We start from the raw sequence: 223 nt of genomic DNA on the forward strand, positions 1-223 counted from the left end.
CCGCACCGTCATTGACGCCGGTGATGGTGATGGTCACGGTGTGGCTGGTGCCATCCAGGCTCTCAACCACGAAGGTCTCGACCTTGGTCTCGCCCGCGCCCAGGTACTGCACCTTGTCGTTGGCGACTTCATAGCTCCACTTGCCAGCCGCATCGATCTCCAGCTGACCCAGGGCGCCGGCACTCGGGGTGCCCACACCCGGTTTGAACTCGGCCTCATCGGC

Annotated in this window: 1 protein-coding gene; it reads right to left on the reverse strand. The window is 64.6% G+C overall.

Annotated elements, in window-relative coordinates:
• On the reverse strand, positions 1–223 hold a 223-nt coding region (locus tag KW821_RS21580), incomplete at both ends, for a VCBS domain-containing protein (RefSeq protein ID WP_218292885.1).

Origin of the sequence: Aeromonas sp. sif2416, assembly GCF_019218665.1 — a bacterium.
In the GTDB taxonomy this organism is placed as follows: domain Bacteria; phylum Pseudomonadota; class Gammaproteobacteria; order Enterobacterales; family Aeromonadaceae; genus Aeromonas; species Aeromonas encheleia.